Here is a 21,228-nt window from a genome sequence, read left to right as displayed (position 1 = left end):
CAATCGAAATGTTATTAATGTAATGCTAGAGGGCAATTCAATATGACTGACATGCAATCGGAAGATATCATCAAAAAACTTAACAATCTTATTGAAATCGATTACGACGCTATCGCCGCATATAAAGCCGCTATTGAGCGATTGGAGGATAAGCAGTTGAAACAACAATTAGTGACATTTATGGAGGACCATAAAAACCACGTTACCGCATTAACGGAATCCGTAAGATTGAGTGGGGGAAACCCGGCAGATAGTGGTGATATGAAAAAAATACTGACCAAAGGCAAGGTTGTTATCGCTGAACTGGGTGGAGATGATGCGATTTTAAAAGCAATGAAAATGAACGAAGAAGTCACCAATAAAAGCTATGAGGCGATGGTCGATGAACCGTTTCCGGGAACGATTAAACTTATTTTACAAAACGGTCTGGCCGATGAACGCAGACATCGCGCTTGGCTTGATGCCACGATTGAGCAAATCTCGTCTTAATTTAAATAAACTATAAGGAATTGAAAATATGTGGAAAGCACTTATATTGACTTTAACGTTGGCTTTTACCTCAGTGATGCTCTCAGGATGTTCAGATGAACAGAATGAGCAAATGGGACAGGATAACGAACTGGATGCTGATGCGGAATGGAGTAAAAATCCTTATGATGAAAATGCAGATGAGGCGGAAAATCCAGAACCTACCGAAGAAATCAATCGCCAAAAAGATGATGATGATTTGATGGAGTCCACTCCAGACGAAGAAAACGGTCTGGATGAGGCAACTGAACAAGGTGTGGGGCAGCAGTACTAAAGTTGATTATCCACCACCATTGGCTTACATTGAACTAATAAATATCTAAAAGCCCAATAAATTTAACTATTTATTGGGCTTTTTTGTTGATTTAGTGAGTTTTGCTGCCAATGCGAACGCCAGATGGATTCTGTCTCCATGGCTTACCATCACAAAAAGCGTAGTTTTTACAGTCGGCGGTGCAGCCCCTGCAGGGCAAACGCTGCTGGATCGACGTATTTATGGGCTGTTCAGGTTTATTATTGTTCATCATACTGACTCATCAATTACACATGGTAAAAATACCCATCGTTAAGTGAATGTCATGTGAATATTGTCGAAAATATTACATCCTTCTGCATTAGCTGATTCGAATGGAGTGTATTTCTTTTAGCCGATCAGCCTAAAATAAGACGATGCTCAATAATTCGTAGATTGTTAAAACAGCGTCTTTATCCACCACTAAGTCAAGGAATCCCTATGCGTTGGAAAGGGCGCCCCAAAAGCAGCAATATCGAAGATAGAAGGTCCATGCGCACTTCAGGCGTCGGAGGTCTCGCCGGTGGCGGCTTAAGATTATTGCCACTGGTGTTTCGTTTCCTTGGCGTTAAAGGCACATTAGTCTTAATTGTGGGGGTTCTGGCATATGGTCTTTTTACCGGTAGCCTTGGAAACATGCTTTATATGCTCGGGCTGGGTGGCAGCCCTGAGACCAGTGTTTCAACTTCAGCGTTGAATGAATCGCCAGAAGAAAAAGAATTAGTCGAGTTTGTTTCCGTAGTACTGGCAGATACGGAGCAGACCTGGTCGAATATCTTCAAAGAGCAGGGTGAATCCTATCAAGAACCACGTTTAGTTTTATTCCGTGGGGTCGTGCGTTCTGCCTGTGGTACGGCTCAATCTGCTATTGGCCCTTTCTATTGCCCGGGTGATCAACAAATTTATCTGGACCTCGACTTTTTTGATCAACTCAACAAACGTTTTAATGCCCCAGGTGATTTTGCTCAGGCATATGTGATTGCGCATGAAGTGGGGCACCATATTCAAACCTTGATGGGTATTTCCGGTAGAGTTCATGCTGCTCGAAGTAAATTACCTGAAGTTGAAGCCAATAAGCTTTCAGTAAAACAAGAACTTCAGGCAGATTGCTTTGCAGGTATCTGGGCCAATCATGCCAATGATAAAAGGCAATTATTGGAAACAGGCGATATTGAAGAAGGTTTACGTGCGGCCAGTGCCATCGGGGATGATGCCCTGCAAAAGCAATCACAAGGCTATGTCAGCCCTGACTCCTTTACTCATGGGAGTTCACAACAGCGAATGCGCTGGTTTACCACCGGCTTTGAAACAGGGGATATTGCGCGTTGTAATACCTTTGAAGCCGGCTAAAAAGGCTTAACTAATTGACTAGCCCATACACGCGAACACGTTGTTGGATTATTTGTTGCTAGCCATTAGACCATCAACATAAAATGGCGCGTTTTTTTCTTATAATTATTTGGAGTTTAACGATATGTCAGAACCAGTATGGTTTAGAACGGCTGAAGCCACTGTCTTTGCCAGTGAAGATCAAGGCACAGATGCAATGCCAGAAATTTTAATCGGCAGCACTAAAGGTCCTGCTGGTCAGGCATTTGCCAACTTGATGGGGCAAACTGAAGGGCATACGCGTATGTTTGCCATTCGTGCGACGAATCAACAAGTCAAACCCGCTACCATGATTGTGCCGAAGGTGACCATCAAATCCGGAAGTTATGTAGCATTATTTGGTGGTCCTGTTCAGTCCGCAGTGGCTGATGCGGTATTAGATAGTGTGATTGAAGGCGTTATTCCTAAAGAACATGCCGATGATTTATGTATTGTGGCGATGATTTGGATTTCACCCGACGCTGCGGCTAATCCGGATGTTGACCGGAAAGATTTATATCGTACCAATTATGAAGCGATGAAACTGGCGATCAAACGTGCTATGTCCGGGGCACCGACTATTGATGAGCTGATTGCCAACCGCAATAAGATTCATCATGAAATGTATGACCCTGAAACAGGTGAATCTGCCTGGTAAGGTAAAGCCTTTTTAATAAAAAACCCTCTTGTTTTTTTACCAAGAGGGTTTTTTTATGATCTGAATTTATCGTTAGGTTCAGCAAATCATTAATTAATTCTCGTTATACAGTTTTTCATAGAAGCCGCGCTCAAAATCCCTTAACGGTTTGCGTGCAATATTACGGTTGTCACTTTCGGGATGATAATTTGAAAGCAGCTGCACAAAATATAATGATTTACCTGATTTTGTTTTGATTTTCCCTGCCAGGTTATACACACCATAAATTGAACCGGTTTTGGCGGTGACTTGTCCTGTTAGAGGCGCATTGACCAAACTGCTACGGTATTGCAGGGTTCCGGATTGACCAGAAACAGGCAGTGTTTCAATTAATCCCAACTCTTTATGACTGAAAATATACTGCACAACCTGCATTAAATCTTTAGCTGTAATACGGTTATTTCGTGATAAGCCTGAACCATCCATAATCACAGCACGCGATAAATCAATATTGGCCTTTTCCTTTAATACAGCTTTCACTGCAGCGGCACCGTTTTCATAACTGCCTGGTTGTTTGTAATAGACTCGTCCCACTGTTTTTAACAGGTTATCTGCAATCAGGTTATCGGATCGTTTCATCATAATATCGATCAGCTTCATGACCGGTTCTGACTGATGCAGCGCAATTACTGTACCGCTGATCTTGTCATTGCGGATAATTTTGCCATTCAAACGAATCCCGGCACGATCTAATTCTTCTTGCAGAACTTTACTCAAATACAAGGTGGTGTTTTGTACCGCGAGATGAAAGTTAACGGGTAAACGATGTGATCCAACACAGCCATCCAATGAGTAATGATTGCTGTTATCCGTCATCAGTTTCAAATCACAATCAATATTCTGATTTTCCAGACCTTCACGAATAATAATGTCACCGGCAGTGATATCAATATAGGGAGAACCGCTGGCTTTTAGTGATTTGACAGGGGGTGGGGTCGTACCCTCAATTTTTCCATAGACGCAGTTTCCATTCATGGTAATACTGCTTGAAGGGGCACTGTAACAAACGCCCATCACGTCCCATGTCACTCCGACTGCACGTTCAGAAGTATCGAAAGCGCCCCCATTCAGATAAAGGTTTCCTTGAATACTGGTTTGCTTGAGTTTGAGTTTTTCAATCAGCGCGCGTAAATGGGTGCGGGTAAAGGTAGGATCACCACTAAAGTTGATGATGACATCGCGATCCGTTGTTTCTACTGTGGTTTCAAAACGGAAGTCAGTATCAAGTACCAAACGCGCAGCCAAGCCGGTAATAATTTTTTGCAGACTGGCAGGTTGTTGAAATTGTTCAGCGCGTTCGGCGTATAGTTCTTTACCACTGCCGGCATCCAGCACATATAAGGCGATATCGGCACCTTCAGGCGTGGGGTTGCCATTGAGGCTGGAGTTGGTAAAAACTTGTGTGGCGTACGTGGGAACACCGGTTAAAAGGAGCAGTGCGAGCGTGAGATATTTGGTCATACAATCCAGTAATACGAGAGGTTAGGGTAAAGAAAGACTGCAAAGCCTAACATGAAATTAATCTTTGATTTATAACAAATGGCATTTTAGCGAGCAGCCCTAAAGACTACAAAAGATGATAAGGCTATTGAGCATACATCGGTTTATTGTCAGCCACATTTATCCAGCCCTTGGCAATTCTATAAATGACCCAAACCGCATTGGCCAATAGAATAAATATGCCAACAACCACTGCACTTAGAAATGCGCCAAGCAAACCCCATAATAAACAAAACCAGAATGTACGAATTTGCCAGCGGAAATGGGATTCCAGCCAGGTGCCTCGAACATCATCACGTTTGATGTAATTAATTATGACAGCCACCAGAAAGGTTAATCCTACGATAAATGAGGCAGCTTGCAGAGCGTAAATAATGATAGTGAGTGTTTTTGCTTGATCGGACTGCCGAGGAGTCCGCGGTGATTCGCTGGGAATGATGTGCGGTTCAGACATATTTGGATCCTTTGGTAATACTGCCCGTAAAGAATAAATCGTTTACGGGCAGATACCAAAATTTAACTCAAAAAGTGGGGAATTGGAAATTGATGCCGTCAGCCTTTTGGGCTGAGAGAATGGACTAGTGAGGGGTGGAATCCGAGCAATGGGAACACTCGCTAATCAGATGAGCATGATTATAAAATTTTCTGCGAGCCACATGAATCGCCGTTTTACAGTCAGGTAAATCGCCCAACTGAACGCGCTCAACCATGGGTGGCAGATTGGGACAGGTTTCTGGACAAACATGATGGATATCACATCCATTATTGGGTAAATCAGGATTTGAATCTAAATAGTAACTTGCCATATCGATATCTCCCTCATCTTAACAACATATTAAATATCCGTAGAGCCACTATCAGCTAACGGTTTATTTACGACCTATTATTACTCCAACCCTGAAAGTGACAATAAATGAATTTTTCCTTTTATGGCAGGAACATTCACCCGCCGATTACTAAGGAAAATGGAAATTACTTTTATTTACAATTATCTAGCGATTCGAAAATTCAGTTCATAACGCTGGTAAAACTGAACAATAACTCAAAATTAGCACAGAAATGTTAACTACGTCACATTTTTTGCGCATTCAAATCGAATTTAGCGATTAATTTTATCTGATTTATCAGTTTTACAGGTTATTTGTTTAAACGTAATGTAATCAGCATGTACGGATAAGCCAGTACAGCAACATACATTAGGATTTAATCATATGAAAAAAGCAGACCAATTGGCAGATATTGGTGTCGTCGGACTTGCCGTAATGGGCCAGAATCTCGCACTAAATATGAATGATAAAGGCTATAAGGTGGCAGTTTACAATCGTACGGCCAGCAAAGTAGATGAATTTATGCGAGGTCCTGCACAAAATTCTGAAATCATTGCCTGTTACGAGTTAAAAAACTTTATTGAAACATTACAAAAGCCTCGCAGAGTGATGCTGATGGTCAAGGCCGGAGAGGTTGTTGATAATTTTATTCAACAACTTGCTCCCTACCTTGAGCAAGGTGACATCATTATCGATGGCGGAAATTCGCTCTTTAATGATAGTGATCGACGCACTCAGCAACTGGCAAAACAAGGCATTTTATTTGTCGGCAGTGGTGTATCAGGTGGTGAAGAGGGGGCGCGTCATGGGCCTTCTCTTATGCCCGGAGGCAATAAAGCTGCCTGGCCGGCTATACAGGATATCTTCCAATCCATCTCAGCACATGTAGATGGTGAGCCTTGCTGTGATTGGGTTGGAAATGGTGGGGCAGGCCATTATGTAAAAATGGTGCATAACGGTATTGAATATGGCGATATGCAGCTGATTTGCGAAGCCTATCAAATGATGCGAGAGGGAATGGGTTTATCCGGCAATGAAATTCAGCAGGTGTTTGCTGAATGGAATGAGGGAGTATTAGACTCCTACCTGATTGAAATAACGCGCGATATCCTTAGCGTGAAAGAGGCCGATGGAACTCTGTTGATCGACCATATCCTGGATACAGCCGGCCAAAAAGGAACTGGTAAATGGACGGGGATGAATGCGTTGGATTTGGGGACACCCTTGACCTTAATCGGTGAGGCCGTTTTTGCACGGTGTTTGTCAGCTCTAAAAGATGAAAGGGTGACAGCGTCACAAGTATTACCGGCTGAAGCAGCTACATTTACAGGCGATAAACGTGAAATGATCGATGCAATTCGAGATGCCCTCTATGCTTCCAAAATCATCTCATATGCTCAGGGCTACATGTTGATGCGTGAAGCGGCGACCACCTATGGTTGGGAGCTGAACTATGGTGGAATTGCCATGATGTGGCGTGGTGGTTGTATTATTCGCAGCCAGTTCTTATCCAACATTCATGATGCGTTTGAGCGTAATCCCAATTTACAGAATCTGTTACTCGACAGCTTTTTTATCGATGCTATCACTGAGGCTTTACCCGGTTGGAGAAAGGCCGTCGGTAAAGCGATTGAAATAGGCGTGCCAGTGCCGACATTCAGCAGCGCGCTTTCGTTCTATGATGGTTATCGTAGCAAACGTCTGCCAGCAAACCTTCTACAGGCTCAACGTGATTATTTTGGTGCTCACACTTATGAGCGTCTGGATAAACCAAGAGGAAAGTTTTTCCATACCAACTGGACTGGACGTGGTGGCGATGTTTCAGCCAGTCATTATGCTGTCTAGGATTTACTTTACCCCCGTGACAAGGCCTATTGTCTTGTCACGGGGGCTAATTTTAATGAAGATTCTTTTTTCTATAGTGACACTTTAAAGCGATAACCTACACCTTGTAAGGTTTCAATAAATCTTGGCTGAGCAGGTTCTTCGCCCAGCTTATGCCGGAGTTGACGCACCAAAACACGTAAATAATGGGTTTCGTCAGCAAAGTTTTCTCCCCAGATGGCCTGGGTTAGATATCGGTGTGTCAATATATGGCCGGGCTGATTTGTCAGTAACCGAAGCAATTCAAATTCTTTACGTGATAAGTGAATTAATTGCCCATCCAGTCTGACCTGATATTCTGCCAAATCTATTTCTAATCCGCCCAACTCACGTTTACTGCCGGCAGTGGTGGGGGGATCGCTTATCCTCAACAGGGCTCTTACCCGTGCCATCAGCTCACTGATGCCAAAAGGCTTGGTCATATAATCATTGGCGCCGGCATCTAATGCCTGCACTTTTTCTGCTTCATTGGAACGTACCGAGAGAACAATAATCGGGATCTGAGACCATTTACGTATAGTTTTGATCACTTCTTGCCCATCCATATCGGGTAAACCCAGATCCAGAATGACCAAATCAACCTGCTGGTCAAGCAAAATTGCCAAACCCTGTTCCCCCAGCCTGGCTTCAAGTACATGATATTGATGTGCTTCAAGACTGATTCTCAAGAACTTCTTTATCTGCGCTTCATCTTCTATGAGTAAAATGCTGGGCATATCAATCTTTGTTTGTTGTTGCTAATGGTGTGTTGGGTAAGGTGATCTGTATCATCGTGCCTTGCCCATCTGGATTATCCAATGCTCTAACCTTGCCGCCATGCGCTTCTATCATACCTCGGCAAATGGCTAGTCCCATACCGGTTCCCGTGGTGTTATGTCTATGACGATCGCCTTGAGTAAGACTGTAAAACATATCAAATATTTTCTCTTTTTCCGCTGGGGCGATACCGGGGCCATTATCTACTATGTTGATGGTTACCCATTCGGGGTTATGCTGCACGCTGATATGTATCACAGGCTTGGCAGAGTGGTGTTGTATCGCATTATCGAGTACATTGAAAATGGCTTGTTCGATGAGCATTCCCTGCACATAGAGTAACGGCATATCGTCGGGGAATTGTAGTGTGAACTCGATGCGATCCAGTTGATTTCCCAATCGATGAAGTGCTCCATGGATTAAATCTTCAATATCAATCCATTCTTTATTCAGATTCAGCTTCCCCTGGCTTAAACGGGTCATGTCTAACAGGTTTTGAATGTGGCGATCGAGTCGATGGGCTTCATCCTCAATGGTCTGTAACAGTAATTGCTGATCTGTCGCTGATAATTGCCGGGCATATTCCCGTAAGGATGAGCTGGCTCCCATAATCGATGAAAGTGGCGTACGTAAATCATGTGAGACGGATGACAGTAAGGTCGCTCTTAACTTTTCCGTTTCAGCGATTAATTTTGTTTGTGCCAGTTCCGCAACTAGTAGGGTGCGATGTAACACCACCGCCGTTAACTGACAGAAAGTTGTGATGGCAGCGATTTGTTTATCATTAAGACGTTCATTAATCGCCACCAGACCAAGCTGTTTACCGTTCCAGCTCAATGGAAAAAATAACCAGCCTTTATGCCAGAATTCTGTCTCCAGCGCTTTGGCAAAGATGTGTTTAAACATCTCTTCTCCGGGATGACCACTGGCGACTTCATGTGTATGTAGAACTAACCTGGAATCTTGTTGCGTCGCAATAATCACTCGTCCGTCGTTGTTTAAAACACGATGCAGAGCCTGTTCTAAAATCTGAATAGTTGATTCGGTATTCGCTGCGGAGGATAAGGTCTGGCTGAATTCATAAAAGTGGAACAAGCGATTCATCGCAACTTCTTGTTTAGCCAGAGCTTCACGCATTTGTGTCGCGAGATGTGCTGTCATCAACGCCACCATCAAGAAGATGATTAATGTGGCGATATCAGCTTTATGCAGCATGTTAAAGGTGTAATAAGGTTCGGTAAAAAAGTAATTGAAACTCAGAAAGCTTAACAAGCTGCTCATCAAAGCCGGACCCAGGCTGGTTTTAGCAGAGATCAGCAACACTCCAGCCAAAAACACCAGCAATAAGCTGGTATGGGGCAAGTAGTAATTGAGTACCTGGGCAAACAACACGATCACAAAAACCAAACCTATCGCCAGGAGGTAATGTTTGGTTTTTTTGTGAGTTTGTAAAAAACGCATAGCCACTTCTTTTTAGTTATTCATTTCAGCGTAAGTTTTAACAATATCGGGTCATAAAAAAAGTAAAATTTGTATAAAAATTTTATCTTTTTTTTAGCTGACTTTACTGTATCTGTTGCTAATAATCTCTCTACGATAACGCCATGAGTGGGGATCGAGTTATGACGTGGTTTGTGCAGCAATCTAAAACGCATAGTACATCGGCAATTTATCAACCGTTGAAACTGATTAAGGTCGGCAAATAATGCATTGGCGCGCTATTGTTCGCTTGTTCGGGCTATTGCTGATGTTTTATAGCTTGAGTTTTCTGCCGTCATTAATGGTTTCGCTACTTTACAGTGATAAACAGTGGCTCACCTTTATCGGTTCAGCAGTCATTGTCTTTTTGCTTGGCACGCTACTTTGGGGAATTAACTTCAAGCAACGTCAGGAGTTATCGGTTCGTGATGGGTTTCTGGTGGTGACGTTATTCTGGTTCTTGCTTGGACTGGTTGGCGCTTTACCGTTTTACCTGAGTTTGCATCTTAATTTTACCGACGCTGTGTTTGAGTCGATATCAGGTTTTACCACCACCGGTGCAACCGTTATTGTCGGGCTGGATCAATTGCCCCAGTCGATTCTTTATCACCGGCAACAAATTCAATGGTTGGGGGGGATGGGTATTATCGTCTTAGCGGTTGCAATCTTGCCATTGTTAGGTGTGGGGGGCATGCAACTTTATCGGGCAGAAACCTCCGGGGTCGCTAAAAATGAAAAAATGACCCCTAGAATTGCTGAAACAGCACGATCCCTCTGGCTCATTTATTTATTACTCACCCTGTGTTGTGCCCTGGCTTATTGGTTGGCGGGTATGAGTCTGTTTGATGCCGTAGGACATGCATTTGCCACCGTCGCTACCGGTGGGTTCTCTACCCATGACGATAGTATTGGTTTTTTTGACAGCCCCGTTATTGAAGCGATTGCTATCGTGTTTATGTTAGCCGGTGGGATCAACTTTGCGGTGCATTTTCTCGTACTGAGACGAAAATTACTGTCACCTTATGCTGAAGATCCTGAAGCAAGAACCTATATTTTAATGTTCATTATTGCCAGTGTGTTCATTGCATTGAGTCTTTATTTTTCCGGTGCCTATAGCGGTGGTTGGGAAGCGCTTCGCTATGCGGCTTTTCAAGTGGCCTCCATCATGACCAGCACGGGTTTTGGTACGGCTGTTTTTGCTGAATGGCCCTTACACATTCCACTAATTTTGGTGATATTAGCTTTTATCGGTGGCTGTGCAGGTTCAACGGCTGGTGGCATTAAAGTCATGCGGATCATGTTGCTGGCAAAACTGGGACTGCGTCAACTTGAGCTATTGGTACATCCTCGTTCCGTGTCAGTAGTTAAATTAGGCAAACGTCCTGTTTCCGAAACGGTGCTGTTTGCGATATGGGGTTTTTATGTACTTTATATTGTGACCGCATTAATGCTTACCGTGGCCATGATGGGAGCCGGACTGGACTTGGTTTCTGCGTTTGGAGCAGTGGTTGCCACAATCAATTTACTGGGCCCGGGCTTGGGTGAAGTAGCCTCTAATTTTGCCACAGTGGATGCCACGGTTAAGTGGCTGGCAGTCTTTGCCATGCTGGTCGGCCGGCTGGAAGTGTTTACCTTGTTGATCTTATTTCTGCCCGCCTATTGGCGTAATTAACAGAGAGGTTTAGCAGATGAAAATTATTATTCTGGGGGCAGGACAAGTAGGAGGCTCCACAGCTGAAAGCCTGGTTAATGAAGGCAATGATGTCACTGTGATTGATCAAAACGCGGTGTTACTGGAGCGACTGCAGGAGCATTTGGATATTCGTACCGTAGTGGGTTACGCAGCCCATCCCAGCACTTTATTAAAAGCAGGTATTGAAGATACGGATATGCTGATTGCGGTCACCCATAATGATGAGATCAACATGATCGCCTGTCAGATTGCCAGCTCATTATTTAACACACCTAAAAAGCTGGCGCGGATACGTGCAGCAGATTACCTGGATTACCCGGCATTATTTGCTTTGGATGCCATTCCCATTGATGTCATTATCAGTCCAGAACAATTAGTGACGAATTACATTACCCATCTGATTGAACAACCAGAAGTCCTGCAGGTTTTGACTTTTTTTGGCGACCGTGCCCGACTGGTGGCAGTAAAAGTTGATGCCGGAAGCATAATGGATGGTAAAGCAATCCATGATTTATTGGAGATTTTACCCAAGGTCCAGATGCGTATCGCGGCCTTGTTTCGTAATGAGAGTGCGATTCCGCCAGGTGGAAAAACTACCTTACAAGCGAATGATGAAGTGTTTTTTCTGGCAGAAAAACATCAAATCAGTGAGTTGGTCAAAGTATTTAAAAAAAATTACCAGCCCTATCAACGTATTTTTATCGCCGGTGGAGGGCAGATCGGTAAACAACTGGCACAAAGGCTGGAAAAAACGCATAACCTCAAAATTATTGAACATAATCAAAATCGTGCCCGGGTCATTGCTGAAGAACTGCATCACAGTCTGGTTTTACATGGTGATGCCGGTGATGCCAATTTATTAAAAGAAGAAAATATCCATAAAACCGATGTGTTCTGTGCCGTCACCAATGATGATGAAGCCAATATCTTGTCAGCGATGCTGGCAAAAAGGTTAGGCGCACGTAAGACATTTTCTATTATCAGTAAAGCCAGTCATGTTGAGTTAGTGGAAGGTACCAGTATCGATATTGCTGTTTCACCGGCACAAATTACGATTGGCACCTTGTTGACGCATATTCGTCGTGGTGATGTGATTACAGTGCATTCCTTAAGGCAGGGAGCGGCCGAAGCGATTGAGATTGTGGCGCACGGAGATAAACAGACATCGAAGGTAGTTGGTCGAACGCTGTCCGAATTGAAATTGCCGAAAAGTGCTACTGTTGGGGCGATATTACGTCGTGAGCAGATATTATTTGCTGAAAAAAATATTGTGATTGAAAGCGGCGATCACCTTGTCATCTTTCTGACTCAGCAAGAAGATGTGGATGATGTTGAAAAACTGTTTCAAGTCGGGTTTGAGTTTTTGTAAACCAGACTATAGCTGCAAGTACAAGTGAGAATATAATGATGTAACAAGGTAGTAAGGGACCTATCTTTTTATTTTAATCAATAGATTAACAATTATGTGGTTGTGTTGGAACCACATGTCGCTCTATCAAACAAACCAAGGATTTGTATAAAAAGCCCCGAGTATGCTAACAAGAAGATCAGAAACCGGAAAGGAGTCGAGGTCTATGAGCAAAACGACAGAACAAAGCATGATCATTCTTGCCAGACATCGTTTGAAATGGTTAACAGTGGCGTTGGCTGGCCGGGATGCTGATCTGAATCTGGTACAAAACACGTTTCATCAATTAACCGGCTTAACCAGCCTGAGGTTTGTGCAGGATAACGATCTCAGCCCGGCAACGGCAAGAGAACTGGCCATCATTGATAATCTGGCGATTTTAAATGTTCAGCAACGTCATCCAGAGGTATTGGAAAAGTTTTCCAATGAATCGCAAAAATTATCCACCTATCTGGATATGCCTGCTCGCGAATTACTTGATTTATTGTTTAAGGCGGGAGAACGGTTTCATAATCAGGAAGCAATCTCAGTAGCGATGCATCGCGGGCTGATTAATGATATCCATCATGAGAAAGAAGCCTACGCCAGACTGGAAGCGCGTGAACAAAAACTGGATATCTAGGAAACTGTTTTCACCATTGAATGGGTTGCCCTTGCCAATCCAGAAAAGATAATTCGCCGTCATTTGGCAGGGTTTTCAGAATAGCGAATAATCTGTCCACCACAAAGTCCGGGCTGAATAATTTATCGTTGGGTACATTTGCACTATAGGGTCGGGAGAGTGGGGAATCTGTTGTACCAGGATGAAATGCCAGCAACTTCACATGTTGAGCGCGTCGGCCATATTCTATAGCCGTCGATTTTAATAGCGTATTTAACGCCGCCTTACTGGCCCGATAACTGTACCATCCACCCATTTGATTGTCCTGAATACTGCCAACTCGAGCACTGAAAATAGTCACCTGACAAAGGTCCGAACGTTTGAGTACAGGCAACAAATGTTTAAGCCAGAGCACAGGCGTGATGGTATTGATATTTATCACGTGACTAATGGCAGCAGCCGTAAGCTGTTCCAGACGTTTTTCAGGTTTCACTTCATCATCGTGCAATATACCGATGCAGATAAATACTTTTTCAAAACTTCTTTGCTGGTCATAAAACTGCATCGATAATTTACCGATGCTAGCCTCGTCATATTCTGATTGATACCAGACCACATCGCTGAAGCTATCGGGTCGCGGGCTGCGGCTCACCACCACAATGCTATCTGCAGTTAAGTCGCTTAATAGTTTTGCTATGATGGCCTGAGCAATCTGTCCACTGCCACCAATCACTAATACGGATGATTTCATACGGTAAGCATCCGCTAGTGGCTGTGAATTTTCTGTATGCAATACTTATTTGTTTGAGGTTGTTGTGAATTTCAATCACATGCTATCGCATATAAACACCACAAACCTATTGCAACTTTTGCTCAAGAAACATTAGCAAGCGATGCCACGACTTGCGATCAGCTTCAGCTGAATAATGTGGATTACCTGCTTTGGTAAATGAATGCTGGGCACCACCATAAACAATCATTTCATTGGGAGCATTGTCCTTATCCATCGCTTTAATTAAAGCAACAAATTCTTGCATGGAAATATTGGCATCTGCTGCTCCGTGCTGCACCAATATTTCTGATTTTACTGCTTTATAATTCTGATCAGCCGGCGTACCCAAGCCGCCGTGAATAGCAACAAAGCCTTTCATCGGTGAACCTGATCTGGCCATTTCGAGTACAGCTGTGCCGCCAAGACAATATCCCATCATGACGGCATTATCGGTGTTTGCCCCGAGTTGTTTGGCCTGGTCAACCCCACCATTTATCAGATCACGCATACGTTGCCGATCACGATATAACTCGCCGGTGTGATGTTTCCTATCGGCAATGGCGACAGGTCTTATGCCAGCTCCATAGATATCGACGGCAAACACGGCATAGCCTTCATCTACTAACATATCAGCACGTTTTATTTCATAATCAGTCACACCATCCCAGTCATGAATTAAAATGACCAGCGGGGCAGCATCCTCAGGACTGACAAAATAACCCTCGAATTGCTCGCCATTTATTTGATACTCAACAGGTTGAGCCAATACCTGAGTACTCAAAAGCCAGGTCACTGTTATTGCCAACCATTTCATTACATTATCCCATCGCTAAAATGTGGCTAATGTAACAAAGATGTTTGGCGTTGGCTTTGGGAGCAATTCCTGATGTTGCATTAGTCTGTTATTGAAACGTATAAGCAAAATAGTCTGATCAGTGAGCATCGTTAAACTTGTATTGCTGATATGATGACTAATGCTATGGACAGCAGGGAAACAACCCGGTTTGCCGTTTTAAATTTGAGCGGTAACGAACGCTGAGAAAACTTCTTACTACCGTTTGCTGACAAAAGTTCTATCAGAAGATGATTAACAAAATTGTTCTGGTTTTCTAAAAAATAGTAATGGATTCGTGTCGATTCTTATGAAAAAAATCAAACTGCATGATCTGAATTTATTGAGATTATTGTTATTGAATAACAATTTTTGGATAGCGACGCTTATTTTTTTAACTGCAAGTATCAACGTGTATGCAGAACAGGCGTCTAATGGAGCAGTAGATTGTGGTGAGGCTGAAATCCGTTACATTGACAGTCCTGAGCTTACCAGAGCAGAACGTATCGCCTTAATGGAGAAAGCGTTCTTTGATTCCCTCAACCGTTTTGAGCTATGTGAATTAACCGATCCGTCTGACTCTTCCTCTGCTGATAGCAGTAGTAGTGGCGGTGGTACTGCTTCGGGTGATCAAGGCGGTGAACAAAATCAGCAGGGCAATATGGGTAATGATTCTGTAGCTAGTGAGGAAATGCAGGGTACTGAACCCGAAAGAGACAACCCTTCGTCGTCACAGGCGGACAGTGCGAATTCGACTGAATTTAACAATGATGGCATCGGCAATACGGCGACATCGGGTGGCGTAAATAACGGCGCGACACCTGAAGATATTCCGGCCGCGAATAATGATGATGCTATTGCTGCACAAATCAGAGTGGCTGCAGAAGCTGAACAAGATCCAGAGATTAAACAGAAACTCTGGAATGAATATCGTAAATATAAGGGGATGGACATTGTTGAAGATTGAATCATTTAGGGCCCCCTCTAAGTTTCTTATTTATTTGATAGTGCTGACGCATGTGTTGACAGGCTGTGCAACAACCTCCGGCACCTCCGGCACCGTAAAAACCGGACCACAGCTGGCTTCTGCCCAGGAACAAACGAAAGAAGTGCCATATCAGGGTGTTAAATTAGACGTCATCATTCCAATATTTTCACCGGGTCTTTCAGCCTCTGCAGCCGAATATGAAAAAGAGGGTATCTGGCCCGAATTAAGACGTGCCGAAGCAAATCGTTTCGCCTACAAATTAAAAACCGCTATGGATAAAACGGGCAAGTTTGGGGCCGTTCGGGTAGCCCCAAACAGCACGGCTTCAGGCGATTTATTTGCGGTGGGTGAGATCATTGAATCGAATGGTCAGGAGGTTGAATTTCGCCTTAATGTAGTGGATGCCAGTGGCAAGCAGTGGTTAAACGACACCATAGATTATGAGGTGGGAGAAGGCTTTTATAAAAATCCTCGAAACGAGGGTAAAGATCCTTATAATCCGGCCTTTGATAAAGCCGCTCAAACGATTGTTGATGCTTTGCTGAAACAAAAGCAAACCGATTTGGCTCAATTACAAGATATTAACGATCTTCGTTTTGCTGCGAGTTTCAATGAGCAAGCCTTTATGGAACATCTCGATACCAGCGGCAAACAAATCAAGCTGCTGAGTATGCCAAGTGATTCGGACCCTATGTTTGAAAGGGTCAAATCCATTCAAGTTCGCGAGCAATTATTTATTGATAACCTGCAACAGAATTACAGTGCTTTTTCTCAGCAAATGGATTCCAGCTATCTTGCCTGGCAGGAAGCCAGCGCCACGGAAATGCAACTGCGTAAAGAAGCGAAAACCAAAAGTATCTGGAAGATGATTGGTGGTGCCGTGCTCATTGGTGCTGCGGTAGCGGCAGCGACATCTGGCAATTCAAATAATCCAAGTTTTGGCCGTGATCTTGCCACCGTTGCGGGCGGTATCGGTGGTGCGGTATTGATTACAAGTGGTTTTAAATCGCGTGAAGAAGCCAAGTTTCATCAGGATGCATTGAACGAGCTCGGTGAGTCAGTGAATCTGGAAATGGCACCTCAAGTGATGACCTACGAAGAAGAGTCGGTTGAATTAACCGGTGATATTAATGAACAGTTCAAGCAATGGCGAGCTTTCCTGAAACGTATGTATGAATTAGAAGCAACACCTGATGTTCAATTATAAAAGTTAACAATGATCACACAAAAAATTGCTGAAGCTAAGCTCGCTAAACGCAAACTCTTTTTCAAAACACTACTGATTATTGTGCTACTGAGTCTGCTGAGTATCGGCTTAATGTTGTGGGCGTCAACATTCAAAAACCATTCCAGCCAAACAGACTCAGAACCATCACAGCCAACCGTTGAACCTGCTGGTCAGGCTGATAACACCTTGGATAATGCAGCATTGCGCCAACGTTACATTGAAGCCTACAGCCGCTTTGAAAATACGCTAAAACCTGAATTGAATAAGATAGATCTGCAGCAGTGGAATGCCGCACTGGCCGAACAGTTAGCCAGCAGTGAAACGATGGCAATCAAACAGTTTGGCGAAGCAAAATATGCGCAGGCAAATGCCACCATAGATGAACTCATCAAATTGGCTGAAAAAACGATTACTGACAGCCAAATTCAATTCGATACAGCGATGCAGAATGCTCAGCAAGCTTTTGATGAGGATGATTATCAACCGGCAAAACTCGCTATAACAAAAGCCTTGATGTTGGATACAGGCTCTGAGCAGGCGCAGGCTTTGGCTGAGAGAATTGAACAGCTACCTGAAATTGCCTCGCTGGTGGAACAGATTAAGGTCGCTAAAGTGGAAAACGATCCACAGACTGAGCTCACATTAATAAATAAGTTACTAACGCTGACCCCGGAACGAGAATCATACAAACAGCGTGCAGCAGAATTGCAAACGGCGATCAACAATAAACAGTTTCAGTCGCTGCTCTCACAGTCTTATGCTGCTCTGGAAGAGGAGCGTTTAGCTGTGGCCAAATCGATGCTGAATCAGGCTAAAAACATTTATCCCAATCGTTCAGAATTAAATGATGTGAATTCAGCGATACAGCAATATGAAAAACAACAGCGTGTTCAGGACTATCTGACTCACGTTGCTCAAGCTGAAGCGAAAGATGACTGGAAGACAGTCAAATCGAATCTTGAAAAAGTTATCAATGAACAACCGAACAATAAAACTGCAGCCGATAAGTTAGCTGCTGCCAACGATATTGTTTCACTCAATCAAACCCTGGAAGACTATCTGAAAACACCGTATCGACTGACAAATACACAACTGGCGGAACAGGCACGATCTGCCATTAATCAAGCTGCACCGTATCGTCAACAAAGCCCATCACTGGCTCAACAAAGCCAACAACTTGAACAGATATTAACGGCTGTGAATAATCCAGTTCCAGTTGAAGTACGGTCTGATAATCAAACCTATATTCTGGTGCGTGGTGTGGGCAATGTCGGAACTACGGACTCCAAAGTCATACAACTTAAACCTGGCCAATATACCTTTGAAGGAAAGCGCCAGGGATTTAAGTCAAAACTGGTTGAAGTGACAATTCCCTATGATGTGAGTCGTTATAGCCTGACGTTGGTTTGTGATGAGCCAATTTAATCAGCAGCTAGAACTTGCCCGACAACGCCAGCACAGAATGTATCTGTGGCTGCTGAGCACCTTTATACTGGTTTTCTTGATTATATTGGCGGTGATCTTTGCCTCACGTGGAACGCGGATCGACGTTCAGCCAGATGATGCCACGGATGTTTCAATCAATGCCGACTCCTGGCTGGCCATGGTGCTGTTGGATTCAGTTTATTCACTCGCAGAATCGACAGAGATTGAGGTCACCGCAACAGGCTTTTATCCCTACAGAAAAACTATTGAAAGAGCGGATTCAGGCAAAGTCGTTAACGTTGAATTGACGCCTTTACCGGCCAAAATAGTGCTGTCTACCTTGCTCGATGATAATCGTACCAGCTGGCATATCGATAACGAGATTATTGCCATAGCTGACACACTTGAATATGAATTACCTGCCGGAGAGCATCAATTAACGGTTGAGCATCCTTACTATCAACCTCAAATAATTGATTTATCGCTTAGCCGCGGGGAAATAGTGACCAGGGATATAAAATTGCAACGCTTGCATGGCGAGTTTGTGGTGAGCTCAATCCCTAATGGCGCCATGGTAACGCTTGATGCTGTTGATGTCGGCAAAACGCCTGTGACATTGCCATTGGAAGGGGGCTTGCATGACGTGCGACTGACCCTGGATAACTTCGAAATCACTGAAGAAACCATCGAAATTAAAAACGCCAATCCCACAATTGAAAGACAATATCGTTTAGCTCCTGAAACTGCGGGCATTCGTTTACAACTAAGTCCTGCGGGTGGTCAACTGATGTTAAATGGACTTCGCGTGGAGAATACTGATCGCATATCAGTAGAAGCTGGAAAACAGCACCGGCTGTCATATTCAAAGCCAGGCTTTTTTTCACAAACGAAAACCTTCACCTTAGCCACTAAAGAGAAAAAAAACATAGAAATTAGCTTGCAGGAAGAAATCGGTCAGGTAGAGATCATTTCCAGTCCAAGAGCCGCTGTCACCATAAATGGTAAACCTGTTGGAAATACGCCGCTTGAATTGGCATTAAGCGCCGTACCGCAACAGATTGAACTCAGCCTGGAAGGATATCGGACTGTGTCGAAATCTGTCACGCCGTCTGCCGCCGCGCCACAGAAACTGAGTTTTACCCTGCTACCGGAAGCTCAGGCCAAACAGGCCGAAGCGCCCAGACGATATAAAAACCATGCCGGTGGTGAGATGCTGTTATTTTTCCCCAACGACATTATCAAAATGGGCGCGAGCCGAGATGAGCCCGGTCAACGCGCCAACGAATTTTTAAAACAGGTTCGACTTGACCGAGCCTTTTATGCAGCAACGCATGAAGTCACTTATGCAGAATTCCAGCAGTTTGATAACAGTAAATCTGGCGATGGCCAATTACCCGTCACCTCCATCAGCTGGATAGAGGCGGTGAAGTATTGCAACTGGCTGAGCCAGCAGGAAAACCTGTCCCCGGTTTACCAGTTGCAAGGCAATCAATTAGCTCAAATTAATAACAATGCCGATGGCTACAGATTACTGATGGAAGCAGAGTGGGAATGGCTGGCCAGAAAAGCGGGCAAATCTGAACAAACATTATTTGTATGGGGCAATGATAAAACCATCCCCAGTAAAGCGGTTAATATTGCGGATGAATCTGCAAAAGGCAGAGTGCAGCTTTATGTACCAAGATATGATGATGGTTTTGCTGACGTCGCTCCAGTGAAACAGTTTCATCGTGAAAAGTCAGGGCTTTACGATTTGGGGGGGAATGTCAGTGAATGGACACATGATAGTTATTCGCTAACGGCACCTAAACTGGACATTGTTTACCCCCAGGTACTGGATACCTCGGCGATAGCAATGCGAGTGATAAAAGGTGCAAACTGGCGCTCGGGTTCACTCAGTGAATTAAGAGCTTCCTATCGCGATGGTGCCGAACAGGCCCGCGATGATCTGGGGTTCAGAATAGGGCGTTTTTTAATGGGAGGAAATGAGTGATGCTGCTATTTAAAAGAATCTTGCTGATTGGCGTTTCGATACTGCTTTTAGTGGTCTTATCATTGATGATTCACAATGCCTGGGCCGGTAAATCCGTTATCAGCCTTAACTCACCTGTTTCATTTCCAGTGGATATCTGACAATGAGCGACTTAATGAAAAGCTTTGCTGCCCTGATCATCTCGATCATTGTAGTGCACATGATTTACATTGGTTATGTTCGTCCGGAAGCCGCTCAATTAGTTGAGCTTGCCCTGCAACAGCAACAATCTTCCCCCCGCAATATTGTGGTTATCATTAAAGATTATGAACAGGAAATCTGTTTTATTTTAATGATGTGGGGCTGTTTTTTAATTGCCAGTTCCTATCGGGAGATTTTGAAGACCAAATATTTATACAGTGTGGATCTGATTGAAGATCCGAACCAAAGTGTTGAACAGTCAGTTGATAAAACCGGGCATAAGGAACTGGACGTGAATCATATTATTCATCGTTTGGATACCGAGATCCCTCAGGATTGTATGTCGTCGCCCCTGGTACAGACTCTACGTTCATCCTTGTGGCGATACAGTTCGACCAATAATGTGCAAAACCTGTCTGATGCCATCGAGAGCAATCTTGAAGCTTTGGCCGTCAAACAGGATTCCGACAATACGATGATTCGTTATTTGATTTGGGCGATTCCCTCAATCGGTTTTATCGGTACTGTACGTGGGATTGGTCAGGCACTTTCTCAAGCTGATCAGGCACTTGCCGGTGATATTTCAGGTATGACCGACAGTCTTGGCCTGGCGTTTAATTCGACGCTGGTAGCTTTGTTGATTAGTATCTTTCTGATGTTTCTGTTTCATCAGTTGCAACGGCTGCAGGATAGTCAGATCGTTGATACACAAAGCTATTGCGATAAATATCTTCTGAGACGTATTCGATAACGCAGAATGGCTTATCGTCGTAAAAA

At 43.8% G+C, this 21,228-nt stretch carries 21 protein-coding genes; 14 read left to right on the top strand and 7 right to left on the bottom strand.

Annotation, left to right across the window (positions count from 1 at the left end):
* Nucleotides 1–42 precede the first annotated feature (42 nt).
* The 4 genes from LGT40_RS11065 to fae all read left to right on the top strand — a co-directional run bounded on the left by LGT40_RS11065 (nt 43) and on the right by fae (nt 2,846).
* A complete protein-coding gene (locus tag LGT40_RS11065) occupies nt 43–489 on the top strand; it encodes a PA2169 family four-helix-bundle protein (RefSeq protein ID WP_226071327.1) in 447 nt (148 codons plus the stop codon).
* 28 nt (nt 490–517) lie between these two features.
* Nucleotides 518–802: a hypothetical protein gene (locus tag LGT40_RS11060; protein WP_226071325.1), complete on the top strand. Its 285-nt coding sequence runs from the start codon at nt 518–520 to the stop codon at nt 800–802.
* A 459-nt stretch (nt 803–1,261) separates the two neighbouring features.
* The gene (gene ypfJ / locus LGT40_RS11055) at nt 1,262–2,170 is read left to right on the top strand and encodes a KPN_02809 family neutral zinc metallopeptidase (protein ID WP_226071323.1); all 909 of its coding nucleotides are present in this window, start codon (nt 1,262–1,264) and stop codon (nt 2,168–2,170) included.
* A gap of 124 nt (nt 2,171–2,294) precedes the next feature.
* The gene (fae, locus tag LGT40_RS11050; protein WP_226071321.1) at nt 2,295–2,846 is read left to right on the top strand and encodes a formaldehyde-activating enzyme; all 552 of its coding nucleotides are present in this window, start codon (nt 2,295–2,297) and stop codon (nt 2,844–2,846) included.
* Nucleotides 2,847–2,939: 93 nt separating this feature from the next.
* On the opposite strand, the gene dacB is transcribed toward fae, so the two are convergent.
* The 3 genes from dacB to LGT40_RS11035 form a co-directional block, all read right to left on the bottom strand.
* The gene (gene dacB / locus LGT40_RS11045) at nt 2,940–4,346 is read right to left on the bottom strand and encodes a D-alanyl-D-alanine carboxypeptidase/D-alanyl-D-alanine endopeptidase (RefSeq protein WP_226071319.1); all 1,407 of its coding nucleotides are present in this window, start codon (nt 4,344–4,346) and stop codon (nt 2,940–2,942) included.
* A gap of 124 nt (nt 4,347–4,470) precedes the next feature.
* Complete coding sequence (locus LGT40_RS11040) at nt 4,471–4,839, bottom strand: DUF4870 family protein (protein ID WP_226071317.1); 369 nt, start codon at nt 4,837–4,839, stop codon at nt 4,471–4,473.
* A 124-nt stretch (nt 4,840–4,963) separates the two neighbouring features.
* Nucleotides 4,964–5,191: a hypothetical protein gene (locus LGT40_RS11035; protein ID WP_226071315.1), complete on the bottom strand. Its 228-nt coding sequence runs from the start codon at nt 5,189–5,191 to the stop codon at nt 4,964–4,966.
* Between the two features lie 405 nt (nt 5,192–5,596).
* Between LGT40_RS11035 and gnd the strand changes: the two genes are divergently transcribed.
* A complete protein-coding gene (gnd, locus tag LGT40_RS11030) occupies nt 5,597–7,057 on the top strand; it encodes a decarboxylating NADP(+)-dependent phosphogluconate dehydrogenase (protein ID WP_226071313.1) in 1,461 nt (486 codons plus the stop codon).
* 71 nt (nt 7,058–7,128) lie between these two features.
* Here the strand turns inward: gnd and LGT40_RS11025 are convergent, their stop codons facing one another.
* Entirely contained in the window at nt 7,129–7,812 is a 684-nt protein-coding gene (locus tag LGT40_RS11025; RefSeq protein WP_226071311.1) for a response regulator, read from the bottom strand.
* 1 nt (nt 7,813) lies between these two features.
* Nucleotides 7,814–9,313 (bottom strand): ATP-binding protein, encoded by a 1,500-nt coding sequence (locus LGT40_RS11020; RefSeq protein WP_226071309.1) that lies wholly within the window; start codon nt 9,311–9,313, stop codon nt 7,814–7,816.
* Nucleotides 9,314–9,557: 244 nt separating this feature from the next.
* Here LGT40_RS11020 and LGT40_RS11015 point away from each other — a divergent pair, with 244 nt between their 5' ends.
* The 3 genes from LGT40_RS11015 to LGT40_RS11005 all read left to right on the top strand — a co-directional run bounded on the left by LGT40_RS11015 (nt 9,558) and on the right by LGT40_RS11005 (nt 13,054).
* Nucleotides 9,558–11,003, top strand: coding sequence for a TrkH family potassium uptake protein (locus tag LGT40_RS11015; RefSeq protein WP_226071307.1), 1,446 nt, complete (start codon nt 9,558–9,560; stop codon nt 11,001–11,003).
* A 16-nt stretch (nt 11,004–11,019) separates the two neighbouring features.
* Nucleotides 11,020–12,393 carry a Trk system potassium transporter TrkA gene (gene trkA / locus LGT40_RS11010; protein ID WP_226071305.1) on the top strand — a complete coding sequence of 458 codons (1,374 nt, stop codon included), beginning with the start codon at nt 11,020–11,022 and terminating at the stop codon, nt 12,391–12,393.
* A 205-nt stretch (nt 12,394–12,598) separates the two neighbouring features.
* Nucleotides 12,599–13,054 (top strand): hypothetical protein, encoded by a 456-nt coding sequence (locus LGT40_RS11005; RefSeq protein ID WP_226071304.1) that lies wholly within the window; start codon nt 12,599–12,601, stop codon nt 13,052–13,054.
* Nucleotides 13,055–13,064: 10 nt separating this feature from the next.
* Here LGT40_RS11005 and LGT40_RS11000 read toward each other — a convergent pair whose 3' ends face one another.
* A complete protein-coding gene (locus tag LGT40_RS11000; protein ID WP_226071303.1) occupies nt 13,065–13,784 on the bottom strand; it encodes an SDR family NAD(P)-dependent oxidoreductase in 720 nt (239 codons plus the stop codon).
* A 106-nt stretch (nt 13,785–13,890) separates the two neighbouring features.
* Complete coding sequence (locus tag LGT40_RS10995; RefSeq protein ID WP_226071302.1) at nt 13,891–14,619, bottom strand: dienelactone hydrolase family protein; 729 nt, start codon at nt 14,617–14,619, stop codon at nt 13,891–13,893.
* A 328-nt stretch (nt 14,620–14,947) separates the two neighbouring features.
* Here LGT40_RS10995 and LGT40_RS10990 point away from each other — a divergent pair, with 328 nt between their 5' ends.
* Genes LGT40_RS10990 through LGT40_RS10965 form a run of 6 tightly spaced genes read left to right on the top strand, consistent with a single transcriptional unit; the run spans nt 14,948 to nt 21,202 of the window.
* Nucleotides 14,948–15,604, top strand: coding sequence for a hypothetical protein (locus LGT40_RS10990; RefSeq protein ID WP_226071301.1), 657 nt, complete (start codon nt 14,948–14,950; stop codon nt 15,602–15,604).
* Complete coding sequence (locus LGT40_RS10985; RefSeq protein ID WP_226343203.1) at nt 15,591–16,832, top strand: hypothetical protein; 1,242 nt, start codon at nt 15,591–15,593, stop codon at nt 16,830–16,832. The genes LGT40_RS10990 and LGT40_RS10985 overlap by 14 nt, the downstream gene beginning before the upstream one ends.
* 9 nt (nt 16,833–16,841) lie before the next feature.
* Complete coding sequence (locus tag LGT40_RS10980) at nt 16,842–18,278, top strand: hypothetical protein (RefSeq protein ID WP_226071299.1); 1,437 nt, start codon at nt 16,842–16,844, stop codon at nt 18,276–18,278.
* A complete protein-coding gene (locus tag LGT40_RS10975; RefSeq protein WP_226071298.1) occupies nt 18,265–20,271 on the top strand; it encodes a PEGA domain-containing protein in 2,007 nt (668 codons plus the stop codon). The genes LGT40_RS10980 and LGT40_RS10975 overlap by 14 nt, the downstream gene beginning before the upstream one ends.
* A complete protein-coding gene (locus LGT40_RS10970) occupies nt 20,271–20,411 on the top strand; it encodes a hypothetical protein (protein WP_226071296.1) in 141 nt (46 codons plus the stop codon). The genes LGT40_RS10975 and LGT40_RS10970 overlap by 1 nt, the downstream gene beginning before the upstream one ends.
* 14 nt (nt 20,412–20,425) lie before the next feature.
* Nucleotides 20,426–21,202 (top strand): MotA/TolQ/ExbB proton channel family protein, encoded by a 777-nt coding sequence (locus tag LGT40_RS10965; RefSeq protein ID WP_226343202.1) that lies wholly within the window; start codon nt 20,426–20,428, stop codon nt 21,200–21,202.
* The last annotated feature ends 26 nt before the right edge of the window (nt 21,203–21,228 follow it).

It is taken from the genome of Methylophaga pinxianii (genome assembly GCF_020447225.1).
In the GTDB taxonomy this organism is placed as follows: domain Bacteria; phylum Pseudomonadota; class Gammaproteobacteria; order Nitrosococcales; family Methylophagaceae; genus Methylophaga; species Methylophaga pinxianii.
This window is presented reverse-complemented; position numbering and strand designations above follow the sequence as displayed.

What these genes read in the sequence shown, in the direction of transcription:
- LGT40_RS11065 (WP_226071327.1), top strand. Translation starts at nt 43, where the DNA reads ATGACTGACATGCAATCGGAAGATATCATCAAAAAACTTAACAATCTT.
- LGT40_RS11060 (WP_226071325.1), top strand. Translation starts at nt 518, where the DNA reads ATGTGGAAAGCACTTATATTGACTTTAACGTTGGCTTTTACCTCAGTG.
- ypfJ (WP_226071323.1), top strand. Translation starts at nt 1,262, where the DNA reads ATGCGTTGGAAAGGGCGCCCCAAAAGCAGCAATATCGAAGATAGAAGG.
- fae (WP_226071321.1), top strand. Translation starts at nt 2,295, where the DNA reads ATGTCAGAACCAGTATGGTTTAGAACGGCTGAAGCCACTGTCTTTGCC.
- dacB (WP_226071319.1), bottom strand. Translation starts at nt 4,346, where the DNA reads ATGACCAAATATCTCACGCTCGCACTGCTCCTTTTAACCGGTGTTCCC.
- LGT40_RS11040 (WP_226071317.1), bottom strand. Translation starts at nt 4,839, where the DNA reads ATGTCTGAACCGCACATCATTCCCAGCGAATCACCGCGGACTCCTCGG.
- LGT40_RS11035 (WP_226071315.1), bottom strand. Translation starts at nt 5,191, where the DNA reads ATGGCAAGTTACTATTTAGATTCAAATCCTGATTTACCCAATAATGGA.
- gnd (WP_226071313.1), top strand. Translation starts at nt 5,597, where the DNA reads ATGAAAAAAGCAGACCAATTGGCAGATATTGGTGTCGTCGGACTTGCC.
- LGT40_RS11025 (WP_226071311.1), bottom strand. Translation starts at nt 7,812, where the DNA reads ATGCCCAGCATTTTACTCATAGAAGATGAAGCGCAGATAAAGAAGTTC.
- LGT40_RS11020 (WP_226071309.1), bottom strand. Translation starts at nt 9,313, where the DNA reads ATGCGTTTTTTACAAACTCACAAAAAAACCAAACATTACCTCCTGGCG.
- LGT40_RS11015 (WP_226071307.1), top strand. Translation starts at nt 9,558, where the DNA reads ATGCATTGGCGCGCTATTGTTCGCTTGTTCGGGCTATTGCTGATGTTT.
- trkA (WP_226071305.1), top strand. Translation starts at nt 11,020, where the DNA reads ATGAAAATTATTATTCTGGGGGCAGGACAAGTAGGAGGCTCCACAGCT.
- LGT40_RS11005 (WP_226071304.1), top strand. Translation starts at nt 12,599, where the DNA reads ATGAGCAAAACGACAGAACAAAGCATGATCATTCTTGCCAGACATCGT.
- LGT40_RS11000 (WP_226071303.1), bottom strand. Translation starts at nt 13,784, where the DNA reads ATGAAATCATCCGTATTAGTGATTGGTGGCAGTGGACAGATTGCTCAG.
- LGT40_RS10995 (WP_226071302.1), bottom strand. Translation starts at nt 14,619, where the DNA reads ATGAAATGGTTGGCAATAACAGTGACCTGGCTTTTGAGTACTCAGGTA.
- LGT40_RS10990 (WP_226071301.1), top strand. Translation starts at nt 14,948, where the DNA reads ATGAAAAAAATCAAACTGCATGATCTGAATTTATTGAGATTATTGTTA.
- LGT40_RS10980 (WP_226071299.1), top strand. Translation starts at nt 16,842, where the DNA reads ATGATCACACAAAAAATTGCTGAAGCTAAGCTCGCTAAACGCAAACTC.
- LGT40_RS10975 (WP_226071298.1), top strand. Translation starts at nt 18,265, where the DNA reads ATGAGCCAATTTAATCAGCAGCTAGAACTTGCCCGACAACGCCAGCAC.
- LGT40_RS10970 (WP_226071296.1), top strand. Translation starts at nt 20,271, where the DNA reads ATGCTGCTATTTAAAAGAATCTTGCTGATTGGCGTTTCGATACTGCTT.
- LGT40_RS10965 (WP_226343202.1), top strand. Translation starts at nt 20,426, where the DNA reads ATGAAAAGCTTTGCTGCCCTGATCATCTCGATCATTGTAGTGCACATG.